The following is a 26,806-nucleotide window of genomic DNA, read 5'->3' as shown; positions in this document are numbered from 1 at the left end:
AGGACGATATGTGATGAGAGTGGATATAAAATGATACAATTACGCAAGTTCACCTCAGAGGTAAGGTGAGTCGTAAGAGCAGAACTGCACCATATTTTACAGAAATAGTGAACAAGTGTGCTATCCTTCCTTTACAATAGGAGAAAGACATCAATTATTTAATAGATGCATGTAAAGGAAGGATTTATGTGAATAAAAAGGCGATCAAGGCTTGGATTATGTATGATTGGGCCAACTCGGCTTATGCAACAACAGTACTGGCCGCAGTACTGCCTGTATTCTATGCTTCGGTGGCTGCAGCAACACTGGATACGGACACCGCCGCCTCCTACCTGGCCTATACACACTCCATTGGCATGTTGTGCGTAGCTCTGCTAACACCGTTGCTAGGCACGCTAGCTGATTTGTTAGGACGGAAGGGCGACTTCCTGCGTGTATTTGCAATTATAGGCGTCCTTGCCACATTGGGATTCAGCGCAATCGGTGAAGGGGACTGGTTCCTTGCTTCCGCGTTGCTGGTCATATCTACGATTGGTTTTGCAGGTGGTAATACCTTTTACGATGCAATGCTGCCAGATCTGGTACCTGTGGAACGAAGAGACATGATATCCTCCAAAGGTTATGCCTATGGTTATATTGGAGGAGGTTTGCTGCTTGCGGTGAACCTGCTGATGATTCAGCAACCGGGCTGGTTCGGGATGAGCAGTACACTGGCAGGCACAAGACTTGCTTTCATCTCCGTCTCGTTGTGGTGGTTGCTGTTCTCGATACCGATCTTCCGCCATGCTCCGAGACGGCCTGCATCACCGGATCTGCCCGGAACGTGGACAGGGTATGCTGCGGTGGGCGTGCGCAGACTGCGGCAAACCTTTCGTCAGATGCGGCGTTTTCCCCAGTTAATCCGCATGTTGGTGGCTTTCTGGTTTTTTAATGACGGCATTAATACCATCATTCTGATGGCTACGATCTATGGGACAAGTATAGGCATAGGCACTGCCGACCTGATGCTCGCGCTACTGTTAACCCAGTTTATCGGGTTCCCGTGTACATTGTTACTGGGAGCATGGGCACAACGTTGGGGAGCAAAGCAGGTATTAATCGTTAGCTTATCGGTCTACATATGTATTGTAATTCTCGGTTATTTCATGACACAAGCGATCCACTTCTATGTGCTCGCCGGGTTGGTTGGTGTCGTGCAGGGTGTGAGTCAATCCACAGCTCGTTCTCTGTTTAGCAATCTGATGCCAGCTGGCAGAACAGGAGAGTATTTTGGTTTTGTGAATATTACAGGCAAATTCTCTTCGATCTTTGGTCCATTTGTGTTTGGTTATGTTGGGCAGATCACTGGTTCCACACGTTGGGGTATTCTGTCGCTCATCTTCTTTTTCGTCGCGGGCATTGCTGTATTGTTAACCGTGAAGGTACAGAAGGGGTTGCAGGATGCTACACGGGCAGATCAGGAAGAAGAGCGAAATGGGAGCGTTGGAGCTACTGGGAAAAGTTCAGATGTAAGATTTACCTGATGGTTGTTCACCCGTTTTCATATTAAGTTTCTCAACGGATTACGTATGGCTTCAGGCATTGTTCCTCACAGAACATGTCTGGAGCTTATTCGCGTTTGTGCAATCAGAACATAATTGATCCATGAATAAGTGCTTAAATGATAGACAGCAGAATACAGTGAAAGAGTATCAATTTATGAAAAGGTGAAAATAAAAGATTGACATGATACATTTTGTATCATAGAGTAAAACTATAAATACATATTGTATCTGAGAGTTGTCGAATGTAATCATGTGTTTTGCTTCATTCCCGGGTGAACTTCCGACGGAATATTGCAAAATGCTCACCTATAGCGTGCATATTACTCGTTTTGCCAAACACAAAGGTAGAGTCTGGTCTATCCCAGCTACACATTTATACTAATGAACAGAGGAGAGGCTGCCATTGATCGATGCTCAAGGTAACGGACTTGTTTTCTTACTATGTGTTCCCCGCAGTGGTAGTTCCTTATCCACCGTAATGCTGCAAAATCATAGTCGTATATTTGCCACCCAGGAAATGTGGTTTCTGATGAATCTTGTCGATTTACCCAAGGCTGATTCACGTGCTTACGGTGGCAGCTCCATCATGCGCCAGTTCTACAATGCCATGGTATCTGAGGATGTCTTTGAGAAGGCGTGCAGAAGTTTTGCTCTTGAAATCTACAATGGATTCCTGGAGGGGAGCGGAGCAGACTTCATCGTTGATAAATCTCCACGGTACTATTACATGCTGGAATGGCTGGATCGTCTGTTCCCTCAGTCCAAGCGTATTCATCTCCAGCGTAATCCTCTGGCCGTAGCTGCATCATTCAAAAAGGTAAACCGCCACACAGGAGAAGGATTCGACCTGATTCATAGTCTGCAGAGCCCCAAATTAAATATGAAATCCGTAGATCTCACACTTGGGATGCTCCGCTTGAATGATTATTTTGCCAAACCCCATTCCAATGCGTATGAATTGCAATATGAACGATTGGTTTCCAATCCTCAGGAAGAAATTGAGAAACTATGCGCATTTCTGGGAATTCGATATGAACAGGGAATGGAGCAGTATGGACAGTTTCTGGACAGTGCCAAGTCTGACATGTTCTACAGTATGGGCGTGGGTGATCCTTTCCTCTCTTCGCATCAAGAGGCACATCAGGGTTCTGTTAACAACTGGAAAAAAATATTAGAACGACATGAAGTTGAACTGTATTGCCGTGTGATGGGGGCAGATCTGTTCCACCAGATGGGATACAGTGAACAGCTCGCAGAAGCCGAACAATGGACGGGTGTACATTATGATGCAAGTCCGGATCAAGAGGTCATTGACCGAATCACGCATCAGTTGACAGCAGCGACCGGTTGCCAGTGGCAACCACAATACCGAATGCAACCGGCAGATTCTGTCGTTCATGATCCGGTTGGGAATCGTAATGACCCAGTTGTCGAAGAACCGGAAAAGACAGACCCGACGCTAGCTGCACTGGTAACGATCAGACAGCTGCAAGCCGCATTACGTGCAGCAGATCATCGTCTGGAACGGGGTTACAGTGAGCGAGAACGCTTGAAAGTCCAGCTGGCTTCTGCTCAAAGCAAAATACAGCGTATCAAATCATGGGTACCATTTGGTCATCAGATCAGCGCATGGGCTTCACAGCGCAAGATTCTACGGGGAGGCAAGTCATGAGCGCCATAGCAGGAATTGTTCACAACGATGGTCAGCAGGCGCTATGGGAAGACAGCTGGCGTCTGTACGCAAGCCTGGGGCATGTCCCTGCGGATACAACAGGAGTGTGGAAAGGCAATGAGGCGTTCCTCAGCTGTCATGCCCAATGGATTACACCGGAATCGGTTAGCGAGAAGTTGCCTTTATATGATGAGGAAAGTGGTCTGACCATCACGGCAGATGCCATTCTGGATAACCGGGAACAACTGGCAGATCAATTACAAATATCTAGAGCTGAACTGGCTATGTTGGCGGATAGTGAATTGATCTTGCGTGCCTATCAGCGCTGGGGAGACGATGTAGCCGTCCGATTGCTGGGGGATTTTGTATTCGCGATATGGGATGAGCGGAATCGAAAACTGTATGCAGCGAGAGACATTACAGGCATGAGAGCTTTTTATTACCGACATGATGGTTCACGTTTTGCTTTCTGCACACTGATGAATCCGTTGCTCGGGCTTGAAGGGGTACATAAAGAACTTGATGAGACCTGGCTGTCCGAATTCCTTGCCATTCCTGACATGCATGATTCAGCAGATATCAATTCAACTGTATATCGGGGAATAAGCCAGCTGCCTTCTGCACATACACTTGTCTTCCGGGATGGGAGACTGGAGCTGAAGCAATATCATCGCTGGAATGAAGTGGAACCTCTAAGGCTTAAATCCGATGGCGAGTATGTAGAAGCGTTTCGGGAGGTCTTTGGGCAGGCGGTTGGATCACGATTGCGAACGCACAGACAGGTGGCTGCTGCATTAAGTGGCGGACTGGACTCGGGAGCCGTGGTTGGTTTTGCTTCCGGAACACTGAGAAGTCAGGGCAAACGGCTGCAGGCCTATAGTTATGTTCCCGTACCCGATTTCACAGATTATACGTCGAAAACGTTGCTCGCAGACGAACGGCCCTTCATACGTTCCACGATTAATCATGTCGGCAATATCACAGAGAACTACCTCGATTTTGAAGGCAGAAGTCCACTCAGTGAAGTAGATACCTGGCTCGACATTATGGAAATGCCCTATAAATACTTTGAAAATTCATTCTGGATTCGCGGATTCTATGAAAAAGCGAGCCAGCAAGATGCAGGCATCCTGCTCACAGGGGCACGTGGTAATTTCACCATCTCCTGGGGACCGGCTCTGGATTATTACGCCAGTCTACTGAAAAGTGGCCGCTGGTACCGCTGGTTCCGTGAGATGCAGCAGTATAGTGAACGAACGGGCATGCCTTTCTCACGTATAGCCAAGATCACCGGGAAAAAGGCATATCCGGATTGGTTCAAGGCTCAGTCCAAAGGAGCCAGCCAGGCCGCATCCGTACAATTGATCCATCCTGACTTTGCGCAGAGAACGGGTGTACTGGAAAGACTCAAATCCATTATTGTTCTGCAGGGCGGTGCCCAGGCTGATGCACTCAAAGTACGTGCCGAGAAATTCAATAACCTGGCCATCGCCAACAAAAACGGTGCTGTAGCTACGAAATGTTCTCTGCGTTACCGCGCTTGGGAACGTGATCCGACAAGTGATGCCAGAGTCATCCGGTTCTGTCTGTCCGTTCCGATTGAACAATATGTGAAACAAGGGACGGATCGTTCATTGATTCGTCGGGCTACTTCACCGGAGTTGCCTGACAAGGTCAGACTGAATCAGCGGGTACGGGGTGTGCAGCCTGCAGATTGGTTACATCGTATCATTCCGAATTGGGATGCCTTTACCGCTGAGTTACGTGCTTTGTGTTCTGACAGCAAGGTCGCTGGCATATTAAACACGGAGCGTATCAAATCCGCCCTGGCCAACTTTCCAAGTCCGAGACCAGAGCTTGCTTCACATCCAGATCTGCGATTGATGATGCATAGTCTGATCGTCTATCGGTTCATCCGGAAATTCTGATATAGCCCGGTGAACTGTGGGCCCGGATTTTTCTTACAATTGACTCATGATAGGAGGTGAATACGATGCAAGGGGAAAAAAAGGAATGGCAAGCACCAGCACTGGAAATATTGGAAGTCAACCAAACAATGGCGGGCACAGGTTACAAACATATCGACTGGGTTACGGTTCACGATGCGGATCTCTACGGAACTAGTTAGAAAACTTTACCATATGCCATCATACTTAGAAGTGCGAAAAGGAGGTGAATACGATGCAAATGGAAAAAAAGGAATGGCAAGCACCAGCTCTTGAAGTGTTGGAAGTCAATCAAACGATGGCCGGTACTGGCTACAGACAAATTGACTGGGTAACGGTTCACGATGCGGATCTGTACGATCCAACTTCCTAAGTTGTTTAGTTTTATGAAGTGTCATCATACTTAAAGGGCGGAAATGCAACAAATCCAGCTTTTCGCCTCCGCCCTTATATTGAGCAACATGAATATAAGGGCTTTTTTTTACATTTTATTACGAAGGAGGCGTCGTTCATTGTTGCCTGTGCATTATGTGGCGTATGGTCTGCGCTGGTCGAGCCAAATTCGAATGCCTGAACTACAGATCGCACCCAAGGATGCGGGGACTGATTTTGATGTCGTGGAAGTGCACATCGAGTCTTCAGATCTGACCCCATTGTGGGAGGATTGGGATGTAGGCAACGACAACTTTGTGGCACGAGAGGGCAGTCTTTTTTTCAAAATCGAAGATACAGGTCTGTTTCTAATGGAACAAGGAAAGCGCATTGTTGTATCCCCCATACCGGGTGCAGATGAGAAAAAGGTCAGATTATTCATCCTGGGCACCTGTATGGCGGTCATTATGATGCAGCGTGGCATTCTTCCATTGCATGGTAGTGCAGTGGTTATTGATGGCTGGGCTTACGCATTTGTCGGACATTCGGGAGCAGGCAAATCGACACTGTCGGCCGCACTGGCATCACGCGGATATCCACTTCTCACCGATGATGTTGTTGCACTGACCTGGGATGCCGGAGGAAGAGCTATCGTATCACCTGGTTACCCGCAACAGAAGTTATGGCAGCCCAGTCTGGACGGCTTCGGCATGAAGGAACAGGATTATGCAACGGTTCACGCAGAGATTACAAAGTATGCGATACCTGTTCAGCACTATTTTCATGAGATGGCCGTACCACTAGGTGGAATATTTGAACTTGCTCCCCAACCGGAGGCAAACCATACATCTGTTCAACTGGTGGAAGTGACGGGGCTAGAACGACTGCATCTGTTATGCTCGCATACGTTCCGTGGTGGGCTCGTTGCAAGACAGGGACTGGCACAATGGTTGTTTGAGACGGCTTCAAGACTTTCAGCAAGTGTGGAGATTGGCAGATTGGTCAGAACGGGTGCTGAGTTTACAGCATTTGAGATGGTGAATCGGATCACAGATCATATACGTAAAGGAGTGCATACAGGACAATGACAGCGACTACGCCGATGAATGTGGAAGACCGGGTAACCCGGAAGGAAGGCAATCTGGTCAGTGATATGGGCAGTGAGAAAGTCATGATGAGCATTAGCTCTGGAAAATACTATAATCTCGGGAGTACCGGTGGACGAATCTGGGATCTGATCGCAGAAGAACGCACGCTGGGTGAAGTTGTTGAGGTACTTGCTGCGGAGTATGAGATTGAGCCAGATGTATGTCGTGAGCAGGTAGTACAATTCCTGGAACATCTGTCCCGTGAAGGTTTAATCGACGTTACTCGCGGAGTGTAGAATGATGTTGCGAAAAATAAAGGCTTATCTCTCGCTCCCGCGGTCGATGCGTCGACTGGTATGGGAGGCCTATATCCTCCTTGGCTGGGCACGCATACAGAAGGCTATGCCATTTGCCAAAATCGCGCCAGGGCTGGGTACGCCTATGGTAGAAACACCGATGACAGGACTCGAACGCAGCGAGGTCATCACTATACGGAATATTTCCAAAGCAATTTCGCTCGCCAGCAAATATACGTTATGGGAAAGCCGCTGCCTTGTAATGGCGATTGCCGGGATGAAGATGCTTGAGCGACGCAAGATAGAGAGTACGTTATACATGGGGACTGCACGGAATAAGCAAGGACATATGATGGCTCATGCCTGGCTGCGAAGTGGTAAATTGATCGTGACCGGAGCTGATACTATGGACCAATATACGGTTGTCGGTGTGTTTGGCAAACGGTGTCCGGAGAAGGGATCTGGGGAGATTGTCTATGATACATGAAAGTGAACTCTATTCATCAGGGTTTCCGAAGGAGCTTAAGCTGATTTTGAGCATGATTAGAGGTGATCTGACGGCTCTATCCCCTGAAGAACTCAAGGCGGGTTTGCAAGGAACCGATTGGCAGCTTTTTCTGCGGCTTGTCTATCATCACCGCTTATACTCTGTCCTTTATGTGAAAATGAAAGAATTCAACTCTGCAATCATTCCTGCAGATGTTATGGAGAGTCTGAGACAACAATATACGGTCAATACGTTCCGCATGTTACATCTGACAGCTGAAATGGAGCAGGTGTGTGGAGCTTTTCGTGAACGCGGTATCCGCAATATTACACTAAAGGGACCAGCGCTCGCCCATGATCTCTATGGCGATGTATCGATGCGAACCTCCAAAGACCTGGATATCCTGATTCCGTTTGATGATGTGGAAGCGGCTGAAGGCATTCTAACTACCCTCGGATATGTATCCAAGGAAGGGGAGCGGGCACCTACGGTGCGCAGCTGGAAATGGCGGGAACATCATATCTGTTACACCCATCCGGTCAAAAGGACTCAAGTGGAGATCCATTGGCGCTTGAACCCGGATTCGGGCAAAGAAACCGATTTTGAATTGCTGTGGAAACGCAGCCGGTTCAGTTCATACACACAGACACCTGTCCGTATGCTCGAACAAGAAGACCTATGGGCCTATCTCGTAACCCATGGTGCACGACACGGCTGGTTCAGACTGCGCTGGTTACTGGATATCGACCAGATGATCCGCAGCATGCCACTTGATGTGAAGAAATTAGAGAGACGTCTGAAAGCCGAGGGACGTTTATCCATTGGTTCACAGGCTCTTTATCTGGCCTCGGAGCTGCTGAATACGCCGCTGGATGTAGAGTACAGGTCCTTGATGTCCTTGAGTGACCGTACAGGCAAGCGATTAGCCAACGAAGGCGCAAAGTTCATGAACGACATGCTGGAAAGTCCGGCTGATATGAAGTCTTATCAATCGTATTTGTTTAAACTTCGAAGTACAAAACAGAAATGGTTTTTCTTTATTGAACGTTTATATCCAAGTACATGGGATGTGGATCAATTGCCGCTTCCGCGTTCTTTGTTTTTTCTGTACTTTCCGTTACGTCCGTTTCTCTGGTTCTGGCGGCGAATTAAAAGGTATACGGTGACGGAAAGGGGTAAAGTATGATCTCGGAATTAAGGTATTTCATGCGAAAGTTGCATCATGTCACGGGGCCCATTTTATATTGGAATCTGCTAGGGATGATCTGTATCAGTCTCATGGAAGGGATCGGTATCTACATGCTTGTTCCGATGCTGAGTCTGATTGGCATATTTGAGATGGGCTCCACAGGCTTAAACATTCCCTGGATTGGCGACGTGTTGAATCGTTTTTCTGAAAATAGCCAATTGTTACTCGTATTGTTCACCTTTGTGTTGATTGTCTCCGGACAGGCCTGGATGCAGCGTCTCCAGACGATCCGTAATACTCGAATCCAACAGCAATTTGTACGAACGCTGCGCATGGAAACCTATGGTGCTATTATTATGGCGCAATGGTCATTTTTTCTCCAAAAACGAAAATCCGATTTTAACCATATATTAACGACTGAACTTGCACGTGTGAGCCAGGGAACGAGCATTATGCTGCAAATGGCAGCCTCTCTGATCTTTACGGGCATTCAGATCGGTCTTGCTTTCTGGTTATCCGCCAAGCTGACGGCACTTGTGCTGGTCTGTGGATTGTTATTATTTTTTGTCTTGAGAAAATTCGTCAAGCGCGCCAAGCAGATCGGGGATCAGACCTCTGAATTCTCGCAAAGTTATTATAACGGCATTACCGAGCATTTCAACGGCATTAAGGATATTAAGAGTAACATGCTTGAGCGCTCACACATGAACTGGTTTGAGCGCATGTGCAGACAGATAGAACGCAATGTTATTCAGTTTAGCCAATTGAACAGTGGAACACAGCTGATTCACCGGATGTCCGCGGCAATCATTATTGCGGCATTCATCTATCTTTCTCTCCGTGTAATGACGGTGCCTCCAGCAAGTCTGCTGCTCATCATCCTAATCTTTTCCCGATTATGGCCAAGGTTTACGGCAATTCAGTCCAATCTGGAGTACATCAGCTCCATGCTGCCTGCATTTCGGGTAGTCAGAGAACTGCAAGCGCAGACGGCGAAGAGTCGTGAGATTAGTGAAGAGATTGCTTCGGCAGGAGACGTTGGAACTGATGGGATTCAACCTATGGAACTGAAGGAATCTATTACCTGTGAGGATGTCTGCTATCGCTATGAGGGAAGTGATGCTTACTCATTGAGAAATGTGCAAGCTTCGATTCCAGCAAGGGGTATGACCGCAATTGTGGGGAAATCCGGAGCAGGCAAAAGCACGCTAATAGATCTGATTATGGGCCTTGTGAGGCCTGAAACTGGTCGTATTTTGATTGACGGTGTGCCTCTGTCAGAAGAACGATTATTGAGCTGGCGAAGTTCCATCGGATATGTCTCCCAGGACCCATTCCTGTTTCACACAAGTATTCGTGAGAATCTGCGTCTGGTTGATCCAAATGCAAGTGAAGAACAGATGTGGCAGGCTTTGCAATTTTCCTCCTCTGCAGCATTTGTACGGAAGCTGCCTCAGGGTCTGGATACGATTATTGGTGATCGGGGTATTCGTCTATCCGGGGGCGAACGTCAGCGATTGGTGCTTGCCCGGGCTATGCTACGTAATCCTTCTGTATTGGTACTGGATGAAGCAACGAGTGCGCTGGACAGTGAGAATGAACAGTACATTCATGAGGCGCTGGAACGGTTAAAAGGACATGTGACCATTATCGTGATTGCACACCGATTGTCCACGATTCGGACGGCAGATCGTGTAATTGTGCTTGATGAAGGTCGGGTGATTCAAGAGGGCGGGTACCAGCAGTTATCAACTGATCCGGTAGGGACGTTCAGCAAGCTTCTTAACATGCAAGCGGGTGTTGTGGGGCAGTAAGTGAGTGAGTGTGTGGATATAAGAAGACGTTCAAACGCGATGATAAAGCATGTGTATCTTCTTCTATTTATTCATTTATCGATGGTATAACCCCAGCAATGGTATCACGTAAAGAGGCGCGCCACGATGGGCGCGCCTTTCATGTAAGTAGTTCGTATAATGAGCAAGAATTAATGAACGAGGGCTGTTTTCGTAGGAAGCGGCAGTTGAAGAGCACCGATCTGCTCCAAATGCTGTACGATCTCTTGCACGGCTTCCTCAATGGACCATTGCTCTGTATCGATGATAAATGAAGGAGATTTGGGTACATCATAGGGGGCGGAAATACCTGTGAAATGCGGGATGTCACCATTGCGTGCTTTTTTGTATAGACCCTTGGGATCACGACGCTCACATTCTTGAATTGAACAGCGCACATAGATTTCAATGAAATCATCTGGTTCAAATAACTGTCTAACCATCTCCCGATCCTGTTCATGAGGAGAGATAAAAGCCGAAAGTACAAACAACCCGGCATCTACCATTAACTTTGATACTTCACCAATTCGCCGCAGATTTTCTTGACGATCCCCTGCTGTAAAACCGAGATCACGGTTCAGTCCATGACGTACATTATCCCCGTCCAGAACATAACAGCGTACGCCTTGATCGTAGAGATACTGCTCCAGGGCAAATGCAAGGGATGACTTTCCTGCACCTGATAACCCGGTAAACCATATGGCACGACTATGGTGCCCATTATGCTTCTCCCGGTCTTGCCTGTTGATGCTGGATGATTGCCAGGTTATGTTGCGCTCTTCCTTCGACATGAGTATCCCGCCTTTTCCCTACCATGATATGTATAATATTTTAACATATTTACAAGATTATAGCACCTTACATATTTCTTCAAAATAAGCGTGAATCGACAAAATATCGGGTATAGATGTAGTACATACATAAGCATTATGCATATATCCAAGGAGTATTTTGAATCAAATGATGCAAAATGCTCACATCGCAGGAGGAACAATGTCATGAACAAAAACATACAAAACATACAAGTTGGGTTCAAATGCCCGGATTGCCAGCAAGATATCCGAGCGGAATTTATAGATGAACAGGTCAGCACGGTTCGTTGTAAAGGTTGTGACAGAGCGTATACACTTTTGAAGCCAACCATCGGTGATGAGATTCTACTGGATTGGGAGCAGGAGGCTTTGTATCACAAGCTGAGGGCAGAGCGGTCCGAACTGGATAATCACAATATGTCGGCCTTGATTATCAAAGTTATCGAGTTGCTTACATGGCGTGATCGGGGAGATGGACAGACCCGTGCCATACAGACCGTGAGGGAATGGCTTGCTTCCAGTGGCAAACCTCAGACCTTACTTGAATTGTTCCATCAATCTCCGCCACAACCTGAAAATAAACGTTTCGATCGTTAATGATTTACATACATTAGCCGTTCCTGTGGCATATTACCTGAAGGTGTTCGTGTGTGCAAACGACTAACCGAATTTTTCAGGAACAGGAGCGGATAGAATGAAGCGAATGGTTCTATATATACTGTTGGGACTGTTATCCATCAGTATGGTACCGGCACAGACTGAAGCATCACCGGTTACCGGAGCGTATCACTTTGGCTTCAAAAAAAGTCAAAACGGTCAACTGCCCTCCATTGATCAGGAAGGCTTTAAATCAATCTTACAACATAACGATGCCATTTTCCTGGGGGATACAAAACAGAAGGAATTGTATCTCACGTTTGATAACGGGTATGAGAATGGATTCACACCTGCCATACTGGATGTTTTGCGTACCAAGAAGGTGCCAGCTGCTTTCTTTGTGACAGGTCATTATCTGAAAGATCAGCCTGAGTTGGTCAAACGTATGGCGGCTGAAGGTCATATTGTCGGTAATCATTCATGGAGTCATCCGGATATGACCCGCATCTCCAATGAAAAGCTTAGAGAGGAACTTGAGAAGGTCAAGACGGAGGTCAATCGGCTGACCGGTCAACAAGCGACCTTTTTACGGCCACCGCGTGGAATTTTTAACAATCGTACGCTTGCAGAGAGTCATGCCCAAGGGTATGTGAATGTGTTCTGGTCTGTTGCTTATAAAGATTGGGATACCAATGTGCAGCGTGGCGCACAATATGCTCATCAACAGGTGTTGAAACAACTCCATCCGGGCGCTGTCATTTTGCTTCATTCGGTATCCAAAGATAACACGGAGGCTCTTGGTTCCATTATTGATGAGGCCCGCAAGCAAGGATACGCATTCAAAAGTCTGGATGATCTGCGGACCAAAAGTTATTGATCCGTTATCATAATGAGCAATGGACCAAGTGTAGGTCATTCAAAAGTTTAGTAAAAATATTAAAGGGCATCCTGAGCGATTAAGCTCGGAATGCCCTTTTTAGTTATAACGGTATGCCAGTCCAAGTATTGCATGTACCACATACAGATCTAGAAGAAAGGATTGGGTAATACGATACGATGTTACGTGTAATACTATAAAACAGTATTATAGATGATTCCAATCGTTTTCGGGCCGCAATGACTGCATACTACACAACCAGCAGTGGTTAGTTCAACTCGGGCACCCGTCTGTTCCTGCAAAGACTTCTGCAAGTCAAGCGCATCCTCTTCAGCCATGGTGTGCACAACAATCAGCAGGTCTGGATCGATCTGATCCTTCTGGCTGAGCGTATTATTCAGCATTTGTTCCAGAGCTTTCTCCCGTTTGCCGCGCACTTTATAGGCAGGTGCCATCTTGCCATCTGTTACCCGGATGACAGGACGAATCTTCAACAGGCTTCCAATCAGGTTCTGCATGCCCGAACAGCGTCCGCCTTTATGCAGATACTCTAGTGTATCGATAACAAACTCCGTGCGTACATTTGATTTCATCGCCTCAATCAGGTGTGTAATCTGAGTCAGGTTTTGTCCTTTATCAGCAGCATGAACAGCTTTCATCACCATCAGTGCAATTCCTGATGAGAGATTCTGTGAGTCAATGACCGATATTCGACCTTCCGGGAACTCGGAACTCGCTAGTCGTGCATTTTGATAGGTAGAGGAAAGTTCAGAAGATAAGCTGATATATAAAATCTCATCCCCTTGATCTATGTAAGGTTGAAATGCCGTTATGAAATCAGCGGGGGAAGGTGCAGCTGTTTTGGGAAGACGCCCATCTTGGCTAACACGTTCATATAGCTGTTCAGGCTTAATCTCAGCACCGTCTTTCAGTGATTCTTCACCGAACACGACATATAAAGGGATGATACCGATATCGTGCTGCTGGATCCATTCTGGAGCCAGATCACTTGTGCTGTCCGCAAAAATTTTGATTCGTGACATGTCAATCTCCTTTGAAAACAATAATTTTGGCAAAAAATATAGATTATCCTTATGTGTAAACCCATTCATTTTAATTATAAGGAAACATGACGCTGATGCAAAGCGTTACATCAGCGTCATGCCTACCAAGATAAGTCCAACGAATAACAGAATCATGATCCCATTTAATAGGGTTCCGATAATGGCAAAAACTTTCTTTCGATTCTTGAGGACAAGACCAATAATTCCGACGATGCCTCCGGCCAGATTGAGAATCAGGCAGACCAGGATGGCTAATGAAGCCAGAGCCACTGCTGGATGCAAGGCGATCTCTTCTGTCTGCAACGGGGTTAGAACTCCGATGGACTCGTTTACAGCCATGGTGGCAATAAAGAATATCAGAATATAACCCAAGATTGCAACCAACCCAATGACAAAGCTGGCGATCCCAGGTCCGGAATGTTTCAGTGGTGCCATTGGTTGCCTCTCATGATCTGGCGGGTATGCTTCATACCCATTGTTATTGTATGGATCTGCATGGCCAGGATTCTGATCCGTGTTGTTATAACCTGAATTATAGGAATCGCGATTATCCATAATGTTGACTTGCCTCCCTTAATCATCGTACTGAGTGTTATTAACCTAATCGATGAGTAATGATTCTCCTTTTAAAATACAACGATTACATACCTGTTTACTTTTCCATAATTATCGATAAAAATCAAGGATTTACGCCAGTTTTCTACGATATTTAGGGTAGGGATAGGTTTAGTAAGTATAAACAGACATATGATCTATGAAGCTCCACCCCGACTGGTAAAGGAGGAGTGGATTCGCTACAATAATAGGAGTGAAGTGTAGTTGAATTAAGGGAGAGAACTTATATGCAACGAAGATGGATGATGCTTGGAGCTGTAATGACCATGCTATCGGTGGCGATTGGTGCGTTTGGTGCTCACATGCTCAAGGATACGATTGGGCCGGCGGCCATCGCTACATATGAGACAGGTGTGCAATATCACATGATTCATGCATTGGCTTTGCTCATTATTGGTTTGACGGCTGGTCAACTTGGAGCATCGACAAAACTGAAGTGGGCAGCGCGTCTGTTGTTTATCGGAATTATCGTGTTCTCGGGCAGTTTGTATGTGCTTAGTATTTCTGGCATCAAGATTCTGGGTGCCATCACACCGATTGGTGGGGTAGCCTTCATTGCCGGATGGTTGCTATTGGCATTAGATGTATGGCAGCGAGGTAAGGATCGCTCCTGATCGGTCCAAACAAATCTCGGAGGGTTCAATCCTACATGAAACATAGAACTAAAAAAGCAACTTGCGTTAGAATGTACCGTCATTCTAACGCAAGTTGCTTTTTGTTTTAATCCGATGAAGTTAGTTACAGGAACTCATCGATTTCATTGGTTCGGAACGTATACACCTGTTTTTCATCGACATGGTAGATGCTCACAATACTGGTATCACGATCAAAATTCAGAATACGGCAAGGAATGCTCTGATGTTTACCGTTCTTGTTATTGACAACAATACGGGTGAGTTTATTCTCTTTAATGAGTGTGTCAATCCACGCATCAAACGAGTTTCCATCGGATACATTGGATGTTTGGGTGGCAGGCTTTTTCTCGCTAACCGGTTGTTCTTGTTGATTCTGTGTTTTGACTGGAGCAGGTGAGGCAGGTGTCTGAGCTGCAGTGGACGCCTTCTGTGCTGCGTTGGCTTTTTTGCGTTCGTTGTGAAGTGTGACGAAAGAGTCCTTCTTGGACTGGAGTGTCGCTTCAATAATTTTGCCTAGCTCTATGCCGGATTGAATCCGAAAGTCCGCAATTTGTTCTTCATTGTTTATGAACTCCAACAGGGACTGCAGTGCCAATGCATTTGAGCGGCTCTTAATAAGTATATCGACATTAAATAAAAAGCCGATGTCCTCTTGATTGGATAAGGTTTCTTTCATTCATCCCAGCCCCGTTAAAAATTATGTCAGCTCAAAAAAACGCTTCAATTCACTATATCATTAAAAAGGAAATTATCATAGTGCTAGAGACGCAGAAATATGCCGATTCGAGATGTATCTAGTCCCGGAGTGCCCCATAATTTCTCCCCAGAATAGAACAAATATTCTTCTTTTTTCATCCCCTGATCGTCCTGTTTGCCTGCGCCAGTCGTGCGGGTCTACTCTATAATTTATTTAATCAGGACAGGAAGCAACAGGGGGAATCGGGAATGGGCAATGCATATCAGGATCGATTGAGATACGTTTATAAAATTACATCTTCCAGAATTAGAAAAGCGGATTATGATCTGCATCTTACTTATCAAGAAGCGACAGTAAATGGAGAAGTGGCATCTATTGGAAACCATCAGGTGTTTCGTTTTATCGATCGTATTCGAGGCTACAAAGAGAGGGAACAAGATCTGGCTAGAATCAAGCTGGAAATAGAGCGATTAAAAGCCTTGAAAACCAATGCTGAACATAAAAGAACAATGAAGAAATTGCATGAAGAACTGAAAAACCTGAAATTTGCCGATGATTACTTGCTGGTGGTCATTGAAAATAATAAAGACTATGATCGGCTGAATTCATCGAAAGCTTTCTCCATCAACGGCAAGAAATACAAGCGGTTATTGGCTACGACAGGTGGAGCCAAAAGTTCGACGGTCATCTATGTGAGTAAGGATATTCATTCGCTGTTGGAGAAAAGATTGAATAACGGCAGAGATCCCAATAAAGAGCTGGTTCCTGCCAAACTGGAGGCATATAAGGCCTTGGCTTGCAGTACAAGCACGCCTGTGTCACATCCCGAGCGGGTATTGGTTGTTCATGATTGTATAACTGAATTTGGTGCAGACATAATTCAGATTGATGATACCGAGACAGAATACCCTCACATTGAGAGTAGGAAAAATGAACCTATTCAGATGAATATGAGTGATGGGTTTGGTCTTATCTCTCCTGCACTTAGTGAACGATGGGCAACCGAGCTGGGACATGCATATATCCCGAGTGGATTTTGTATTCGTAATAGCTTCTGTAAAGGGATGGTCTTTACATTTGATTATCACAAGTTTGCTGATCGTGTTGCAGGCAAGTATATGGTGGACGATGCCTGGGGTAATCCTGTGGATATTCGAGAGGTAGACCTGATCATCACAACGTCTATGCTCAAACTATGGAGCTCATACAACAGTATCGACGATTACCTGTTATGTTGCGGTTATTATGGCTACACGTTCAGCGTAACGAAGGTTACACCCGAAGAACTGGAGGATGAGCGTCATTTAAACTACCAGTTCATTCAGTCACTCCAATTGGATGATACCGAGATTGGTGAACTTATTCGGCCTACGGTAGACACGATTAAAAATGTGCTAGGTGAAGACTATCGCAAGGCACTGTTATTTCTCAAAGGAATTCACATCCATGAGAACGATTATAGAAATAGTCCAGATGATTATATTAAAGGGCTGATGGTAGAGCCGCGACTTATAGATGATCCTTTTGTGCGCAACAAAATTCATACCTTAATACGTAAACGAATGAATGAAGCCAAGATTGGAGTTCTAAGAGTGAAAGGCAATTTCAGCATTATATCTGGCGATCCCTATACATTGTGTCAGAGCATATTTGGCTTGCCTTTAACAGGATTACTGAGTTCAGGTGAGTTCTACTCCAGATATTGGAATGAACGCCATGTGGACCGTGTAGCTTGCTTCAGAGCTCCGATGACTTGTCATAACAATATCAAGGTGCTTCGTTTTCAAAATACAGATGAGATGCAGCATTGGTATCGTTATATGAACACGGTCACGATCTTAAATTCATGGGATACGACGACACATTCTTTAAATGGTGCAGATATGGATAGTGATCAGGTATTAACTACAGACAACCACACAATTCTTGGGGCTATTCAGGAGCTTGATGCGATTGTATGTGTACAGAAAACCTCAGCCCATAAAATTCCGGATGAAAAGGATCTGATTCAGGCCAACAAAGACAGCTTTGGTGATCTGATCGGTTTTACAACGAACAAAATCACGTCGATGTTTGATGTATTAGCCAATTATGAGGAGCATAGTGCAGAATATCAGGAAATGATGTACCGAATTCAATGTGGTCAGCATTATCAACAAAATGCCATTGATCAGGCTAAAGGTATTGAATGTAAAAAAATGCCTAAGCACTGGTATGATATTCACGCTGCGGTAACGGACGAGTCTGCCTTGAAAATGGTAGCAAACAAGAAACCTTATTTTTTCATATACAATGACCCGGAGCAGAAAAAAGAATATACCACCTATGTAGAAAAAACGAGTCAGAAGTGCTTGCAGTTATTTGGCATGACTGTGGATGAATTGTATTCGAAAAAGGAGCTGTCTCCGGATCAGGAACAGTTCCTTGCACAGTATGAACAGAGAATGCCTGTATCCACGGCCCCTTCCGTGATGAACCGGTTATGCCATCAAGTGGAAGATGAGTTCAACAAGTTAAAGCTAAAACAGTCCGAGAGTCCATTTGATCATACGATATTGATGAGTACCAAAAAATACTCACAAGCTCGTTACAAAGAGATTCAACGTTTATATCAGATGCATAACGAAGAGCTACGTAGCTATATGACTAACTTGCGCAAGAGTAAGGTGAAAAAGGAAGAAAGATCTGCCCGATGGCAGTTGTTTGTTTCACGTTTCAAGGAACAGGCGCTGGAGATCTGCAATAACGAAGAAGATTTGTGCAATATGATTGTGGACATGTGTTATCGAAATACGGAGAAATCAAAGCAATTTGTATGGGATGTGTCAGGAGATCAGATTATTCGCAATCTATTGCTCAGCAATGATCACATCATCCATTATCCGGTTAGAGAGCCGGACGGCGATATTGAGTATGCAGGAAGAACCTTTAAAATGACCCAAATGTATGTGAAGGAGCAGCGCCCTTGAAAATCATTCTGAATGAACGTCATCATGCCGAGCAAGCAATTGCACATGGGAAAATGGATAAGAAGCCAACCAAAACGTTGATTTGTTTAGCTAAATACGGGCTTCAACAAGGGAAGAACGCCGAAGATGCATATGCGTTGTTAAATCAGTTTATGACCAAGTATTATCCAGACTACAATGCTGTCCAGTGGGATACATTTCTCAATCGTATCATTAAGCAGTCTCAGAAGTATATCAAGATAAGGGAGGAGGCAAGCAAGAGCACGCTAATCGAGATTGATCATGTACCTGTAACGCACGAAGAACTTCAAAAGATCAAACAACTTAAAAGTAAACGGCTCGAGAAATTGGCCTTTGTTTTACTGGTCTACAGCAAGATTAATAATCGAATTAATGAAAATGATACGTATTGGATTAATCATGAATGGAAAGAAATCTACGGTGATAGTCAAATGGCGGTAAGCAAAAAAGATCAGGGGTTATTGGTGCACAAACTTATTCAGTTAGGGTATCTCAAAGAAAGTAAACGCGTCGATTCAACTAATGTACAGGTTTTGTTCGCTGCGGAGCATGGTGAGGTTGCCTTCCAGTTAGTTCGCTTCGATGACTTTGTGTTGGAGTACTCTCGCTGGAAAGGAGAAAATATTAAAAATTGTACCGTATGCGGAAAACGGATGCTGGCAAAATCGAACCGAATGAAATACTGCAAGGAGTGCAAAAAAGCTGGCATTAGTCTCATTAGAAAACCTCTCTAAAGCCAGACACAGCAATGCTTTGCATGGTTGTTCAAGAATTTCTTTAATGATAAGCCAGAGACAGGTTTCCTAGTTATGGGGGAGGTATCAACTTGGAAACAGTCTTATAAAGAAAATACGCTACATAACGCTTAGGTAGGTGAATTATGTCAAATGGGATAACTTTAGCACATGTAGAGTCTTTAATTAGAGAAGCGGTGAAACATAGCGGTCCCGGGCAGCCAGGAGATCCTGGCGAAACTGAACTCGCTATCAAGCGGGCACTGGAGGCTGCTGGCGAAGCCTTACAGGCCGCCGGAAAAGCAAAAGAGGCTTATCAGACGACTCGACTTGTGTACCAGAGTCCTGTTGCTGATTTTGAGGAGTTAAGTATGCAGTACCCTTCTCCTGAAATAGGCTGGACGGTACAGACGTATAAGGATGGGAAAAGATATCGTTTTGATGGACAGACATGGGTAGAGATTGATGTATTTGGTCAAAACCTTCAGGTCGTTAATTCCGATATGGATGGGCTCATGAGTACAGCTGAACACCTGAAATTAAATGAGATTCCGTTGGAAGTACAGGATCGGGTTATAGTCTTTTGCAAAGAATCACGGGTGTACCCGGAAGTACTGGGGATTTTAGCCCCATTTCCATTCGATGGCGAGATTTTACATGTAAAGGGCTACTGTGGAGTTTCTGGAGATACCGCGACTGAAATAAGAATTGAACGATCCAAGGATCTCATTCACTGGCAGGATGTGATGGGGAGTCCACTGAAATTTGAAGCATTTCAACATCAAGATGACGGTGAGGCTACATTTGAGACAAAAAAAGTGGAGGCTGGAGATATCTTCAGAATCAACATCATCGAAGCAGGTTCAAACATTCAGCATCTTACGATTCAATTAACGATCAGAACATAAAAAAGGAGATGGATTATAATGACACAACCAATTATTTCATGGATGGATGCTACACATAGTAATGAGATTATTACCCCTTTTGACTACAAGGTTATTGATGCGGATAGCAAAAGTGATATTTTTATTTTCAATGTATGGAACAATAAAAATGGTGCTTCGGACGTATCTAAAATGGAAGATTGCACGATTACAACGCGAGATATGACTGGTGGTACTGGTGACACGGAGGCTCATGATGTAGAAGTGGTGAAGAATAACTGGTTCCACGTTCAGGTTGATTCCTTGGGGGAGACAGACCTGGAAGAAGAAAGTTCACGTATTGGTAAGAATTTTTCCAAACCTATCGGAACAACAGGCAAGACAACCAAAGATCATACAGGAACCCCTTATGCAACACCATTTGCACCGGGACCGAAAGAAATCCTGGGCGTTAGTAACAATGGAAATCCTCAAGATGCGGCAGGTAACTATGTAACTCTATCCATTCAATGTGTAGTGCCGCTGAACGCGAAAAGTGGCAAGCAACAGTTCAAGAAACGTATCTCTTATCGTTACGTGTAAAAAAAGAAACAGTCATGTGGACAGGCTATTGCAGCCTGTCCTTTTTATTAAAAGGGGGAAGTCCTGTGATTCTAGGTAATACACAATTTACGCGCTCACCTGTATCTCAAGCTTATGTATGGATTGCTGATTACTATGATGGTACTTATTTAAGCGAATTCGATTTGCAGACACAACAATCAAACAGTTTTTATAAAATTAACAAGGAAAAGTTGGTCTCTTTTGGATTGATTGGGCAAGGATCTCACGTGTATCACAACGTTGCCAACGGTGTATTTCATATTAATGCGGATCGGTACTCTATATCATACGTATGTGAAGAACAAGAATACCCGCTAACGGGTAGGACCTTTCTATACAGTGACATCATTCAATTTAAGAATGTTTCTTCAGATGTGAATATGAGTGGACATTCAGGTAATGGGAGTTCGGGGGCTTTCCATAATACGATTGAATGTTTTAACTTCGGTTACAAAAAAATGATGAATTTGAACGATGTGCAGATTAACTTTCAATGTGTGTGTTCCCTGCCGTTGAAAGAAACTGCGTTTCTCCAAATTAAAATTACCTCAGATCAGGACCTGCCTGGGCAATTAGTTATTCGTAAAAATGGCTTTGTCATAGATCAAATCGTAGCCCCTCTGAAGGCAAATCATGCAGGGATCATAAACTGGGACATTCGTTGAGTTGGATTTTGAGATGAGATAGGTGGTGAGAGTATGGCGATTCAAGAAATAGCACTGGATATAGATCTATCTATAGGTGTTTTCAAAGATACGATATATCAGGCCCAGAAGTTGAAATTAAGAGAGTTGAGCCAGGATGCGGACGGGAATTCAATCTATCCAGCTAATGGGTCTTGGGAGTCCACTCCCATTCGGATTCAGGATAAGATTGCTTCATTTAAAGGTGTGGCTACAAGCGTAGATATTGCGGGTGGCGCAGCATACAAGATCTACTGGAGTACATCTGAGGATGGGTTTGAGTGGGGGGCGTATGAGGAAATTTTAGCAGATGTGACTGCTACTAAAGCTCCTGCAAAGTATATGAAGGTGAAAATTGAGATTGTTGCTGAGAAAGAATATTCGAATTTCTACATAGACGAATTTAATCAGAAGGGGAAATACAGTAATCCCTTTATTGAAAGTGAATCTGGTTCACTAGGCTTAAAGAAAATATATCAATTGAACATGGAACGAGCATCGGACACTCCAGCAGGGATAGTGCTACGTCAGAAGGTTGAAAATACGAAATTCAAGAAATTAGATAGAATTAGAGTAAGTAAGGGGTGATTTTATGACAGCTCCAGCGACTACAGGGCAGTTGAGAACAAATATAGGAGATATGGAGATTGGCGATTATATTTCATGTAGTGCTATACGTTTAGGAACAATAAGCGCATCAACAGCATTTTATGATCTTGGTTATCCCAATTCAAATGAAGTAGCTTTGACTGGATTTGATGCAACCACTCAACAAACTGGAGTTTTTTATCTTGTCAAAGTTAATAAAGGCACTCTTGTGGCTGACCGAGTTGTTTTTAATATGGTAAGTTGGGATTCGCTTAATGCAAGAGGGCTGATAGAAGGTTATGCGAATTGGAATCCATTCGTTTTAACTCCAAAGATGACTAGCAATATTGCTCCTCATGGGGAAGCAAGTGCAAGTTCAGAAATAAGTACAAGGCAAGCTTACCAAGCTTTTGACAAAGTATATACTGGAAATAAATTTTGGCAAGCAAATGCAGCTACAGGGTGGATTCAATATAAATTTTTAGAAGGAAAAAGAGTGTCTAAGTATAGTTTGACTGGAATTGATACAGGACAATTCTCTTTACAAATCAATCCTAAAGATTGGACGCTTGAAGGTTCAAATGATGGTTCTAATTGGACAGTTTTGGATACAAGAGTTGACGAAAGTTTTACAACATTAGAGAAAAAAATATGCACCTTTAATAACACCGAAAAATTTACTCACTACCGTTTAAATATAACCAAGAATAATGGTATGGCTGGCTATGTTGCTCTAACTGAATTAGAGTTGATGGATAATATTGTTGGAACATTTCGAAGTCTTACAGGTGGAATTGCTTTTGCTGATTCGGATGGTAAAAAGTCTGCTTCAAAAACAGATTTGAATTTTGGCGCTTGGCCTAAAATCAACGAATGGGACAAGTACATTGTTAATTTCCCTATGGGTAAAATTCAAGCTGGCAAAACTTTAGACGATGTTTTTCACTGGAAAAACGTTTATTCATTTACACAGGACACTCCAGAGTTGAATATATCTTTCAGTGTTTCTAATTACAGAATGCCAAGAGGATCGAGTACACCTCAAGGTACCTTAATATTATCTGCGGCATCAATCCATACAATATATGGGTATCGTCCTGTATTTGAGTATAAGGAGGTGTAATGATGGCAACTGTAGGACAGCAATTACCAACGCCCCAAACAGGATGGAAAAGATCCAATGCAATTTCCTCAGCAATTTCTTATGTAGGAACTTGGGAGAGATTTGAAACAACTATAGGCTCCTATCAGTTTACTGATAATGTTGGTATGTTCTCTATCACAGCAAACGATACAATGAAATTTAACTTTACTGGTAAAAAACTTATTTTGAAAGCATATGGAAATAATGATACAAGTGGATTTGTACTAATACTTGATGGAGTGAATCAGGGGAACATTAAGACTGCTTACGGAACTCCATCTACTGTGGTCGTTTATGAAAAAGACGATTTGGAAGATCGTGAACATAGCGTTGAAATAAAAGTCTTACCCTATACATCCGTTTCAGGGGCAACTAGGACAAGACTTTTGTTTGACTCCATTGATATCGATCAAGATAGGGATCTTGGATTGGTAAGACCAGTGGTAGGATCTCGATTAACAGCGCCAGAATCAGGATGGAAGAGATATGATGACAATATTTCCTCAATTAAATATGTTGGAAGTTTCACTAATGGTGCTGGTACAGGTGCATACAACGGATACTCTAATTACACTTCAATGATAGGCGACAAAATTGTCTTTGATTTTGAAGGAACTAAGCTAAGAATTATTGGAGCACGTTATACCAATCGAAGTGATTTAATTGATATTTACGTTGATGGAAAGTTGCATGGAACTCATTCACAACTAGGGTCGGAGCTTGCACAAGTACTTCAGGTTGAAATTGTTGGATTACCCGAAGCAAGACATCGAGTAGAAATGGTTAATAAATCCAGTCGATCAACGACAACTTTTATGGCTCTTGATGCAATCGACATCGATTCCGATGGTCGTTTATTTCATCCAGAGGAAGTAGAAGATGTCTCTAAGCTCACTATTGGCAAGCGAATCAGGTGTAATTATGCTGTGACTTCAAACGGTGGAGAAGGTGTGTTCAGTGGTCTTGGGAAAGAAACAGACGACTTCATTAGAACTTCTCCTACTGTCCCTGCAATCAATAAAGGTGACTTTTACTTTATTATGGCAGATGAATTCAACAACAAGAATATTCTGATTGCGGATAGACACATCCAAAGCTTTGTTTCGTGGGATCAATTAAATAGTTATGGTAGAGTTTTCGGTATTCCAGTTGATATGGGCATGGTAGAATTTAATTTCGTTGCACGTCTTTTGACAGGTAGTATAACATCTAATGATGATTATAGTGAATGGTATAAATACATTGTAACATCTACGTTAAATAACACTACTTCGCCAGGAGATAATAGTGTTTGGAATTGGAACAGTAGTAGTGCGTATAGTTGGACAACAACAACTGCATCAGCCAATTCAACTTATAGGGCAAGGAAAGGTTTAAGTACAGTCAATGCGTTCAATGCTCCTGCTAGTAGTAATGCAACTTCAAACACTGGATATAGACCTTTGTTTGAAGTTGAAGTGCTTCCAATGAACAGATCGTTTATTAATCATAAAGGGGCGTATAAAAGGTTTGACGCTGGAACTCCTGAAATACCTGAAACGCATGCAACCACGGATAGTGTTCCACCAATGATATCAAAATCTTCTCCTTCTGGATTCGCGAGTGCAAGCGCGTATTTTAGTACATATGACGCTTGGCAAGCTTTTAGCGATGCACCTTCGGGTAACATGGCGTGGATATGTACTGCAAGGACCGGTTGGATCTGCTATAGATTTGATATACCAAAAGTCATAACAAAATATACTATATTACCACCTTCAGATAATACGTCTGTCCTAACAAGAAGTCCAAAAGATTGGATTATAGAAGGTAGTAATGATAGCACAAACGGTTCTGATGGAACGTGGGTTACAATTGACACTGTAATAGGTGTTACAGGTTGGGAAATGAATAAGAAGAAAAAGTTCACCTGCTCCAATATTAACAGTTATCTTTCCTATCGCATAAGAATTACATTAAATAGTGGAGACACCTCATACGTTTCAATTTGGCAGATCGAATTGATGGAAAGAATAACTGCTGTTCCTGCAATTCCTTCAATGTGGAATACAATTTCCGAAACTCTACCATCAGTAGACACATTTATTAATGACGGAATGGATGATCTATCTGTTGTAGATAGAAAAAACGAAAATTTCGTTCAGATTATGACTGTAAAGGGATCACTAGGATCAGGTAAGTTTTTCAAAGGAAGAATCGAACTGAAAAAATATTATGAAGTAACAAGTGTAAATGTGAAGTAGAGTAAAATGCTCTACTTCTTTTTGTTTATAGAACAATAATTTTAATTAGAAAGGGGATGGTTAAATGGCAGTTGGGGATGTATTGGCTAATCCAGCTACAGGATTCTTGCGTATTGATGAACGTGACACAAACATTACTTATTTTAATATAGGTACACAATCAACCAATTCAAATAACCATGGAGGAACCTATTCAACAATTCAAACTAATACAGAAATTAGATTTAATTTTGTAGGAAGTTCTCTCAAATTAATTGGTGGATTAATAGGAAGCGCACTTTCTTTTAAAGTTTTTATTGACTCAGAACAAGATGGAAAAACATATACATGTCCAGTTAATAACAATAATAAGGTAGTATATTTTGAGATTGATGGACTCAGGGAAAGTGAGCACTCTATCATACTCAAGGATTTTAATGTAACTTTTAGAATAGATGCAGTTGACATACTTACGGGTGAAAGTTTAATGCCGTATAGAATAACAATTCAAAATAAATTATTACTTTCATCAGGTGATAAGTTTTATTCTCTATTAAATGATGGCATTCAAGAAACGACCTCTATACCTAAAATGACGAGTAATACAACTCCAGAAGGCGAGGTGCTTGTCAGTAACACGCCTTCTGGAAATATGACTTGGGGGTGGGAAGCATTCGATGGTAATAAAAGTTCGAATTGGGGTGGTAACACTCTCCCAGGTTCATTGCCAAGATGGTTAGGTTATAAATTTACAAAACCAAAAGTGATAGCAAAGTACAAGCTTTATGTTACAAGTGCAACATATTATCCTCGCAACTATGAATTCCAAGGAAGTAATGATGGTGTTAACTATGACACTCTTCATTCAATTGTTGGAGGAACTAGTGGTGTATTAGATTATGTTATTCCGAATAGAAAATCTTATACTCATTATAGACTCTATATAACTTCATTAAGCTCAGGTGTAACTTTACCAGCTATATATGAACTTGAAATGTTCGAAATAAAACCATCTTATCTAGTTCAAATGGAATCCGCAACCGAATCGGATTTTCTGGATCGAGGTGTTGGAGATATAAACTATTTCAATCAAATTTTAGAAACAATGAAAAATTTAATAAAAGGAAATACTGTGCTTGGATCAGGAAAAACCTTTGAACACATAATTGATATGTCAAAACGCCGAGTAGATAAAATTACCCTCGGTTAATCGAGAACACCTTTATAAGATG

26 protein-coding genes are annotated in these 26,806 nt (G+C 43.4%); 22 read left to right on the top strand and 4 right to left on the bottom strand.

The features are described from left to right. Positions 1-188: 188 nt before the first annotated feature. From MKY28_RS16805 to MKY28_RS16760, 10 genes are all read left to right on the top strand, one after another. Complete coding sequence (locus MKY28_RS16805) at positions 189-1,523, top strand: MFS transporter (RefSeq protein WP_340936434.1); 1,335 nt, start codon at positions 189-191, stop codon at positions 1,521-1,523. 424 nt (positions 1,524-1,947) lie between these two features. Continuing rightward, complete coding sequence (locus tag MKY28_RS16800) at positions 1,948-3,216, top strand: sulfotransferase family protein (protein WP_340936433.1); 1,269 nt, start codon at positions 1,948-1,950, stop codon at positions 3,214-3,216. Continuing rightward, on the top strand, positions 3,213-5,144 hold the full coding sequence (locus MKY28_RS16795) for an asparagine synthase-related protein (RefSeq protein WP_036609989.1): 1,932 nt from the start codon (positions 3,213-3,215) through the stop codon (positions 5,142-5,144). Before MKY28_RS16800 ends, MKY28_RS16795 begins: the two co-directional genes overlap by 4 nt. A 65-nt stretch (positions 5,145-5,209) precedes the next feature. Beyond that, positions 5,210-5,344, top strand: a complete 135-nt coding sequence (locus tag MKY28_RS16790) for a paeninodin family lasso peptide (protein WP_340936432.1) — start codon at positions 5,210-5,212, stop codon at positions 5,342-5,344. A gap of 53 nt (positions 5,345-5,397) precedes the next feature. Then, positions 5,398-5,535: a paeninodin family lasso peptide gene (locus MKY28_RS16785; RefSeq protein WP_017689562.1), complete on the top strand. Its 138-nt coding sequence runs from the start codon at positions 5,398-5,400 to the stop codon at positions 5,533-5,535. A 139-nt stretch (positions 5,536-5,674) separates the two neighbouring features. Then, a complete protein-coding gene (locus MKY28_RS16780) occupies positions 5,675-6,622 on the top strand; it encodes an aldolase (protein ID WP_340936431.1) in 948 nt (315 codons plus the stop codon). Further along, on the top strand, positions 6,619-6,918 hold the full coding sequence (locus MKY28_RS16775) for a lasso peptide biosynthesis PqqD family chaperone (RefSeq protein ID WP_017689560.1): 300 nt from the start codon (positions 6,619-6,621) through the stop codon (positions 6,916-6,918). Before MKY28_RS16780 ends, MKY28_RS16775 begins: the two co-directional genes overlap by 4 nt. A 4-nt stretch (positions 6,919-6,922) precedes the next feature. Beyond that, on the top strand, positions 6,923-7,405 hold the full coding sequence (locus MKY28_RS16770) for a lasso peptide biosynthesis B2 protein (protein WP_017689559.1): 483 nt from the start codon (positions 6,923-6,925) through the stop codon (positions 7,403-7,405). A 52-nt stretch (positions 7,406-7,457) separates the two neighbouring features. After that, positions 7,458-8,591 carry a nucleotidyltransferase domain-containing protein gene (locus MKY28_RS16765; RefSeq protein ID WP_340937957.1) on the top strand — a complete coding sequence of 378 codons (1,134 nt, stop codon included), beginning with the start codon at positions 7,458-7,460 and terminating at the stop codon, positions 8,589-8,591. Continuing rightward, positions 8,591-10,408, top strand: a complete 1,818-nt coding sequence (locus tag MKY28_RS16760; protein WP_340937955.1) for an ABC transporter ATP-binding protein — start codon at positions 8,591-8,593, stop codon at positions 10,406-10,408. The genes MKY28_RS16765 and MKY28_RS16760 overlap by 1 nt, the downstream gene beginning before the upstream one ends. A 170-nt stretch (positions 10,409-10,578) precedes the next feature. Here MKY28_RS16760 and cysC read toward each other — a convergent pair whose 3' ends face one another. Continuing rightward, complete coding sequence (cysC, locus tag MKY28_RS16755; RefSeq protein WP_017689556.1) at positions 10,579-11,217, bottom strand: adenylyl-sulfate kinase; 639 nt, start codon at positions 11,215-11,217, stop codon at positions 10,579-10,581. A gap of 207 nt (positions 11,218-11,424) precedes the next feature. On the opposite strand from cysC, the gene MKY28_RS16750 reads away from it, so the two are divergent. Both MKY28_RS16750 and pdaA read left to right on the top strand, forming a co-directional pair. Further along, positions 11,425-11,835, top strand: a complete 411-nt coding sequence (locus MKY28_RS16750; RefSeq protein WP_036609973.1) for a hypothetical protein — start codon at positions 11,425-11,427, stop codon at positions 11,833-11,835. A 97-nt stretch (positions 11,836-11,932) separates the two neighbouring features. Next, complete coding sequence (gene pdaA, locus MKY28_RS16745; RefSeq protein WP_036669871.1) at positions 11,933-12,712, top strand: delta-lactam-biosynthetic de-N-acetylase; 780 nt, start codon at positions 11,933-11,935, stop codon at positions 12,710-12,712. 194 nt (positions 12,713-12,906) lie between these two features. Here the strand turns inward: pdaA and MKY28_RS16740 are convergent, their stop codons facing one another. Together MKY28_RS16740 and MKY28_RS16735 are read right to left on the bottom strand one after the other, a co-directional pair. Continuing rightward, positions 12,907-13,755, bottom strand: coding sequence for a DegV family protein (locus MKY28_RS16740; protein ID WP_036609970.1), 849 nt, complete (start codon positions 13,753-13,755; stop codon positions 12,907-12,909). A gap of 105 nt (positions 13,756-13,860) precedes the next feature. Further along, positions 13,861-14,331: a hypothetical protein gene (locus tag MKY28_RS16735; protein ID WP_340389877.1), complete on the bottom strand. Its 471-nt coding sequence runs from the start codon at positions 14,329-14,331 to the stop codon at positions 13,861-13,863. 287 nt (positions 14,332-14,618) lie between these two features. Here MKY28_RS16735 and MKY28_RS16730 point away from each other — a divergent pair, with 287 nt between their 5' ends. Then, a complete protein-coding gene (locus tag MKY28_RS16730) occupies positions 14,619-15,005 on the top strand; it encodes a DUF423 domain-containing protein (protein ID WP_017689551.1) in 387 nt (128 codons plus the stop codon). A 124-nt stretch (positions 15,006-15,129) separates the two neighbouring features. Here MKY28_RS16730 and MKY28_RS16725 read toward each other — a convergent pair whose 3' ends face one another. After that, positions 15,130-15,702, bottom strand: coding sequence for a hypothetical protein (locus MKY28_RS16725; RefSeq protein ID WP_036609959.1), 573 nt, complete (start codon positions 15,700-15,702; stop codon positions 15,130-15,132). A 269-nt stretch (positions 15,703-15,971) separates the two neighbouring features. Between MKY28_RS16725 and MKY28_RS16720 the strand changes: the two genes are divergently transcribed. The 9 genes from MKY28_RS16720 (at position 15,972) to MKY28_RS16680 (ending at position 26,784) form a co-directional block, all read left to right on the top strand. Then, entirely contained in the window at positions 15,972-18,692 is a 2,721-nt protein-coding gene (locus MKY28_RS16720) for a hypothetical protein (RefSeq protein WP_340936430.1), read from the top strand. Beyond that, on the top strand, positions 18,689-19,447 hold the full coding sequence (locus tag MKY28_RS16715; RefSeq protein ID WP_340936429.1) for a hypothetical protein: 759 nt from the start codon (positions 18,689-18,691) through the stop codon (positions 19,445-19,447). The genes MKY28_RS16720 and MKY28_RS16715 overlap by 4 nt, the downstream gene beginning before the upstream one ends. A gap of 146 nt (positions 19,448-19,593) precedes the next feature. Then, a complete protein-coding gene (locus tag MKY28_RS16710) occupies positions 19,594-20,355 on the top strand; it encodes a hypothetical protein (protein ID WP_340936428.1) in 762 nt (253 codons plus the stop codon). An 18-nt stretch (positions 20,356-20,373) separates the two neighbouring features. Then, on the top strand, positions 20,374-20,916 hold the full coding sequence (locus MKY28_RS16705) for a hypothetical protein (protein ID WP_340936426.1): 543 nt from the start codon (positions 20,374-20,376) through the stop codon (positions 20,914-20,916). A 14-nt stretch (positions 20,917-20,930) separates the two neighbouring features. Then, positions 20,931-21,602: a hypothetical protein gene (locus MKY28_RS16700; RefSeq protein ID WP_340936425.1), complete on the top strand. Its 672-nt coding sequence runs from the start codon at positions 20,931-20,933 to the stop codon at positions 21,600-21,602. A gap of 33 nt (positions 21,603-21,635) precedes the next feature. Then, complete coding sequence (locus tag MKY28_RS16695; protein WP_340936424.1) at positions 21,636-22,208, top strand: hypothetical protein; 573 nt, start codon at positions 21,636-21,638, stop codon at positions 22,206-22,208. Positions 22,209-22,212: 4 nt separating this feature from the next. Continuing rightward, positions 22,213-23,331, top strand: a complete 1,119-nt coding sequence (locus MKY28_RS16690; protein ID WP_340936423.1) for a discoidin domain-containing protein — start codon at positions 22,213-22,215, stop codon at positions 23,329-23,331. Positions 23,332-23,333: 2 nt separating this feature from the next. Continuing rightward, entirely contained in the window at positions 23,334-25,595 is a 2,262-nt protein-coding gene (locus MKY28_RS16685; RefSeq protein WP_076318341.1) for a hypothetical protein, read from the top strand. Between the two features lie 82 nt (positions 25,596-25,677). Beyond that, the gene (locus tag MKY28_RS16680) at positions 25,678-26,784 is read left to right on the top strand and encodes a discoidin domain-containing protein (protein WP_340936421.1); all 1,107 of its coding nucleotides are present in this window, start codon (positions 25,678-25,680) and stop codon (positions 26,782-26,784) included. Positions 26,785-26,806: the final 22 nt, after the last annotated feature.

Source organism: Paenibacillus sp. FSL R5-0473 (assembly GCF_038004565.1).
GTDB lineage: Bacteria > Bacillota > Bacilli > Paenibacillales > Paenibacillaceae > Paenibacillus > Paenibacillus amylolyticus.
The sequence above is the reverse complement of the archived record's forward strand: the minus strand, read 5'-3'. Positions and strand labels throughout refer to the sequence as shown.